This window comes from Pseudomonas sp. HMWF006, assembly GCF_003061205.1.
GTDB lineage: Bacteria > Pseudomonadota > Gammaproteobacteria > Pseudomonadales > Pseudomonadaceae > Aquipseudomonas > Aquipseudomonas monsensis.
In genome coordinates, this window is record NZ_QAIU01000554.1 from 1 (window position 1) to 6,130 (window position 6,130).

Annotated in this window: 3 protein-coding genes and 1 pseudogene; all 4 read right to left on the bottom strand. The window is 60.3% G+C overall.

What is annotated here, in order from left to right:
* Positions 1 to 51: 51 nt before the first annotated feature.
* Positions 52 to 756 (bottom strand): FadR/GntR family transcriptional regulator, encoded by a 705-nt coding sequence (locus DBR24_RS24925; protein WP_123463980.1) that lies wholly within the window; start codon positions 754 to 756, stop codon positions 52 to 54.
* A gap of 83 nt (positions 757 to 839) precedes the next feature.
* Positions 840 to 2,153 (bottom strand): C4-dicarboxylate transporter DctA, encoded by a 1,314-nt coding sequence (locus DBR24_RS24930; protein WP_123463982.1) that lies wholly within the window; start codon positions 2,151 to 2,153, stop codon positions 840 to 842.
* A 278-nt stretch (positions 2,154 to 2,431) separates the two neighbouring features.
* The gene (glyA, locus tag DBR24_RS24935) at positions 2,432 to 3,685 is read right to left on the bottom strand and encodes a serine hydroxymethyltransferase (RefSeq protein ID WP_123463984.1); all 1,254 of its coding nucleotides are present in this window, start codon (positions 3,683 to 3,685) and stop codon (positions 2,432 to 2,434) included.
* A gap of 296 nt (positions 3,686 to 3,981) precedes the next feature.
* Positions 3,982 to 6,130, bottom strand: a pseudogene (gene morA / locus DBR24_RS33675) (cyclic di-GMP receptor MorA); the annotation flags it as partial.

Sequence of the window (6,130 nt, forward strand, 5' to 3'; positions counted from 1 at the left end):
CGAGTGGGCGACGCTGCGGCAAAACTGTTCATGGCCTGTCTCCAGTTGGGGTCAGCGACTCAAGTGGTCATCCGGAATATTCAGTTCGATACCCATCCGCTGGCCCTCACGCAGAATGTGCCGACGCATTTCGGCGCTGGCCTGGGCGCTGTTCTTGCTGCGGATGGCGCGTACCACCGCCTCGTTTTCTTCCAGGCGTTCGGCCAGGTGTTCGGGCGAATTGCGCAACACTTCGGCGCTTTGCTTGAGGGCGTTGCTGGTCTGTTGCACCACGCTCTGGAAGATCGGGTTGGAGGTCAGGGTGAACAATTCTTCGTGAAAGGCGATGTAGGCGCTGACTCCGGCTTCGCTGTCGCCCGCTTCCAGCGCTTCGCGCATGTCCATCAAGGTCAGGCGCAGTTGCCCGACTTCCTTGCTGCTGATCGACTGCGCCACCAGACCGACGATGAACGGTTCCAGGGTGTAGCGCAGTTGCAGCACGTCTTCGAGGCTGGCGCCGGCGACTGCGCTGTCGTGATTCTGGCTGTCGCTCATTTGCGCATCGAGCACGACCACGCCTTTGCCCGGCATCGAGCGTACAAGGCCGAGGGTTTCCAGGACGATGACCGCTTCGCGCAGGCTTGGGCGGCTGATGCCCAGTTGCTCGGCCAGTTCGCGCTGGCCCGGCAGCATCTCGCCGGAGCGCCACTGGCCACGGGCGAGGGCGCTGCGCAGTTTTTCTACGACTGAGTTGACGACGGTTGATGTGGTAATCACTTGTCTTGCTCCATATGCCCGTCAGGAGCCGGCAAACGAAGATCAAAAGATCGCAGCCTGCGGCAGCTCCTGCAGGAGTTAAATCAGAACTCTTGCTGGTGCGCCGGAGTTGCTGTTTTACGCGGTTGAAAGGTGTAGCCCTGCTGACCGCTGAGTACTTTGTTTGCGCGTTGCACGTCGATGTCCTTTTCCCAACGGGCGATGGCCACGGTGGCGACACAGTTGCCGATCAGGTTGGTCAGTGCGCGGCCGATGCCCATGAACCAGTCCACGGCCAGGACCAGCACCAGACCGACCACCGGGATTGCCGGAATCGCCGTCAGCGTGGCCGCCAGAATCACCAGTGCCGAGCCGGGAATGCCGTGGGCGCCTTTGGAGGTGATCAGCGACACCAGCAGAATGGTCAGCAAGTCGGTCATGGCCAGTGGTGTGCCGGTGGCGTTGGCGATAAACACAATCGCCAGGGTCAGGTAGATCGAAAAACCGTCGAGGTTGAACGAGTAGCCAGTGGGGATCACCAGGCCGACCGTCGAGCTGCCAATGCCGAGATGTTCAAGCTTGCGCATGATTTGTGGGAGCACGGCGTCGGAGGAGGCGGTGCCCATGACAATCAGCAATTCTTCGCGCAGGTATTTGAGCAACGGCCACAGACGCAGGCCGGACGCACGCATCACCAGGCCCAGAATCACGCTGACGAACGCCATGCAGGTCAGGTAGAACAGGCCGACCAGGCTGCCCAGGTGTTGCAGCGAATCGAGACCGTATTTGCTGGTGGTGAAAGCAATGGCGCCGAACACCCCGATTGGCGCCAGACGCACGATCATGCCCATGATCCGGAAAATCACATGGCTCAGTTCGTTGATCAGCCGCGAGATCCCGGATGCTGCTTCACCGACCAGATTCAAGGCACTGCCGAACAACACCGAGAACAGCAGCACTTGCAGGATGTTGTTGTCAGCGAAGGCGCCGAGCACCGAGGTCGGAATCAAATCCATCAGGAACTGCGTGGTGGTGTGTATGTGTTGACCGCGTTCGGCGATGTCGCCCATGTCGGCGGCAGACAATTGTTCAAGATGGATATTCGCGCCGCTGCCAATGCCGGTGCTGAAGGCGAATACCAGGCCGATCACCAACGCGAGGGTGGTCAGCACTTCGAAGTAGATCACCGATTTGAGCCCGATGCGCCCGACCTTTTTCAGATCACCCGCGCCACTGATGCCGCTGACCACCACGCAGAACACGATCAGGCCGATGAGCATCTTGATCAGTTTGATGAAGCCGTCGCCGAGCGGTTTGAGCTGAGCAGAGTATTCGGGAAGGGTCAGCCCGCAGACGATGCCGAGCACCAGTCCGAGAACCACTTGGAGGAAGATAGAACGCGAGCACCATCTGAGCATGGGAGGAATCCTGGTCGGTGTCCTGGCTGCCGTGCGCGGGGCGCATCAGATTCAGGACTTAATTATTGTGGTCTTACCGGTATGTCCAGTGCAGGCGCAGTCTAGGATTGGTTTTGGCGGGATCGCAAGTGAAAAATGATGAATTGGCATGACCGGTCTGACCAGTCAGGGGCAATGCCGCGTTCTTGAGCCATTCACGGGTTTGAAAATTTTTTGCAGGCGAAAAAAAACCGGCCATCACTGGCCGGTTTTTTCATGCTGCGGGTTTAACGTCGCAATTAAGCGCCGTACACCGGCAGTTTCTTGCAGATGGCTTTGACTTTCTCACGCACGGCGTCGATCACCGCTTCGTTGTTCAGGTCAGCCAGGATGTCGCAGATCCAGCCGGCCAGCTCTTTGCACTCTGCTTCCTTGAAGCCGCGAGTGGTCACAGCCGGGGTACCGAAACGCAGGCCGGAAGTGACGAATGGCGAGCGTGGATCGTTAGGCACGGAGTTTTTGTTTACGGTGATGAACGCTTTGCCCAGAGCGGCGTCGGCGTCTTTACCGGAGATGTCCTGCTTGATCAGCGACAGCAGGAACAGGTGGTTCTTGGTACCGCCGGAGACTACGTCGAAACCGCGCGCGATGAACACTTCGGCCATGGCCTGGGCGTTCTTCACCACTTGTTCCTGGTAAGCCTTGAACTCAGGCTGCAGCGCTTCCTTGAAGCAGATCGCTTTAGCGGCGATCACGTGCTCCAGCGGGCCACCCTGGGCGCCCGGGAATACTGCGGAGTTCAGCTTTTTCTCGATCTCGGCGTTGGCGCGCGCCAGGATCAGGCCGCCACGTGGACCGCGCAGGGTCTTGTGGGTGGTGGTGGTCACGACGTCAGCGAAAGGCACCGGATTCGGGTAGACGCCAGCGGCGACCAGACCGGCTACGTGAGCCATGTCGACGAACAGGTAGGCACCGACTTTGTCAGCGATTGCACGGAAGCGCGGGAAGTCGAGGATCTGCGAGTAGGCAGAGAAACCGGCCACGATCATTTTCGGCTTGTGCTCAACGGCCAGACGCTCGACTTCGTCGTAGTCGATCAGGCCGTTGGCGTCGATGCCGTACTGCACCGCGTTGTACAGCTTGCCGGAGGACGACACGCTGGCGCCGTGGGTCAGGTGACCACCATGGGCCAGGCTCATGCCCAGGATGGTGTCGCCACCTTGCAGCAGGGCCAGGTAGACCGCGGCGTTGGCTTGCGAACCGGCGTGCGGCTGAACGTTGGCGTAATCGGCGCCGAACAGCTCTTTTGCACGATCAATTGCAAGCTGCTCAACAACGTCGACGTACTCGCAACCACCGTAGTAGCGCTTGCCCGGGTAGCCTTCGGCGTATTTGTTGGTCAGTACCGAGCCTTGAGCTTCCATCACCGCAGGGCTGGTGTAGTTTTCCGAAGCGATCAGCTCAATGTGCTCTTCCTGGCGCTGAGCTTCTTGCTCCATGGCGGCAAAGAGATCGGCGTCGTACTTGGCAATAGTCAAATCACGGCTGAACATGGCGGTCCTCAAGGATCGGGGGCAGAAAAGGGGGGCATTCTAACTCAATGGGTTTTGGATGGCATATGAAACGACATCATGTCGCAGACAAGTGGCATTCATGACAGATGTGCGGTGCATCTGCCGGCCCCATCGCTGGCAAGCCAGCTCCCACAATGTCTGTGTTTCAGTCGGAGAATATTGATCCACGGCAAGTCCTCGGGGAAACCGGAGTGGCCGCAGGATTTCGTGATCGCCATCCATCCCTGTGGGAGCTGGCTTGCCAGCGATGAGGTCAGCAGCAACACCCGAAGGTTTCAGTCGAACATGAAAAGGGCGTCGTTACTGAACTGCGCCTCAAACCGGCTCGCCGGCATTGGCCGGCCGAACAGATAGCCCTGCACCTCATCGCAACCGTGCTCGCGCAGGAAGTCCAGTTGCTCATGGGTTTCCACGCCCTCGGCGATCACCGCCAGGTTCAGGCTGTGGGCCATGGCGATGATCGCCCGGGCAATCTGCGCGTCCTGTTCACCGGACGGCAAGCCATCGACGAAGGTACGGTCGATCTTCAGCACGTCGATCGGGAATTGCTTGAGGTAGTTCAACGATGAATAACCGGTGCCGAAGTCGTCGACCGCAATGCTCAGGCCGAGGTTTTTCAGGCCGGCGAGAATCTGCATCGCCTCGCTGACTTCGCGCATCAGGATACTTTCGGTCAGTTCCAGCTCCAGGCACGCCGGCGGCAGGCCGGTTTCGCGCAGGATCGTGGCGATCCGCGTGCCGAGCTGGCCATCGGAGAACTGTCGCGCGGAAATGTTCACCGAGACCTTCGGCACCCGCACCCGGCTCTGGTGCCAGGTCTTGAGCTGACGGCAGGCCTCGCTGATCACCCAGTCACCCACGTCTACCACCAGACCGAGCTCTTCCAGCACCGGAATGAAATCCCCCGGCGGCACCAGTCCGCGACGCGGATGACGCCAGCGCAGCAGCGCTTCAGCGCCGGTCAGGCGTTTGCCGTCGCCGCTGAATTGCGGCTGGTAATACAGGACGAATTCGTTCTGTTCGAGGGCGTGGCGCAGGTCGCTTTCCAGCTCCAGACGTTCCAGCGCACTGGCGTTCATGTCGGCCTGGTAGAACTGGAAGTTGTTCTTGCCGCGTTCCTTGGCGTGGTACATCGCGGTGTCGGCGTTCTTCATCAACTGGCTGAGTTCGTTGCCGTCCTGCGGACTCAGGGCGATACCGATACTCGCGGTGACAAAGAATTCACGACCTTCGAGCACAAACGGCCGCACCAGGCTGGCGAGGATCTGCTCGGCGACATGAATCGCCCGGTTCAAGGCCATTTCGCGGCTGGAGCGATGTTGCAGCAGCAAGGTGAATTCGTCGCCGCCCATGCGCGCCACGGTGTCGTCATCGTCGACGCAGGCCAGCAGGCGCGTGGCCATGTCTTTCAACATGCGGTCGCCGGCGGCGTGGCCGAGGGAGTCGTTGATCGGTTTGAAACGGTCGAGGTCGAGGAACATCAGCACCACCCACGACTTCTGCCGTTCGGCCGATTGCAGTGCGGTGTGCAGGCGATCCTGGAACAGCGTGCGGTTTGGCAGATGGGTCAGGGCGTCGTAGTAGGCGAGGCGGTGAATCCGCTGTTCGCTGGCCTTGCGCTCGCTGATGTCGCTGAAGAAGCACACGTAACTGGCGAGGTCGCCTTCATCGTCGAGTACCGCAGTGATGCCGACCCACGCCGGGTAATGCTCGCCGTTACGGCGCTTGAGCCAGACTTCGCCTTCCCAGGTGCTGTGCTGGTGCAATTGCTTGAGCACGTAGCGCAGGTGCGCGTCCTGTTGCTCGTCGACGGTGAGCATGTTCGGCAACTGATCGAGCACCTCCGACACGGCGTAACCGCTGACCCGGCTGAAGGCTTCGTTGGCCTGCACGATGTAGCCGGCGGGGTCGGTGATCAGGATCGCCGACGTCGAGTGTTCAAATACCGTAGCGGCCATGCGCAGGTCTTTTTCGGCGCGGCGTTGCTGGCTGATGTCGCGGCCGACGCCGAGCACGCCTTCGAACGCGCCGTGTTCGTCCCACACCAGCACCAGGCGCAGTTCGATCGGAATCTTGCGGCCGTCTGCGCGCAGGCAATCGAACAGGAACATCTGGGTCTGCACCTGGTTGCGCAGCACGGCCAGTTGTTCAGGCTTGTCGAGCGCTTTGCTGACCCGGTCCATCAGGGAGTAAATGCCGCTCAGCTGTTGCGGGTTGGCGATGGTCGATTGCCAGCCGTTCTGGAAAATCCACTCGGCGTCGTAGCCCAGCACTGCCTGCACCGACGGGCTGACGTAGTTCAGCGACAGCTTGCTGTCGGTGGAGAAAATCACGTCGCTGATGCTTTCGGCGAGCATGCGGTAGCGCTGTTCGCTATCGCGCAGGGATTCGCTGGCCTCGATCTGTTCGGTGATGTCCTTGGCC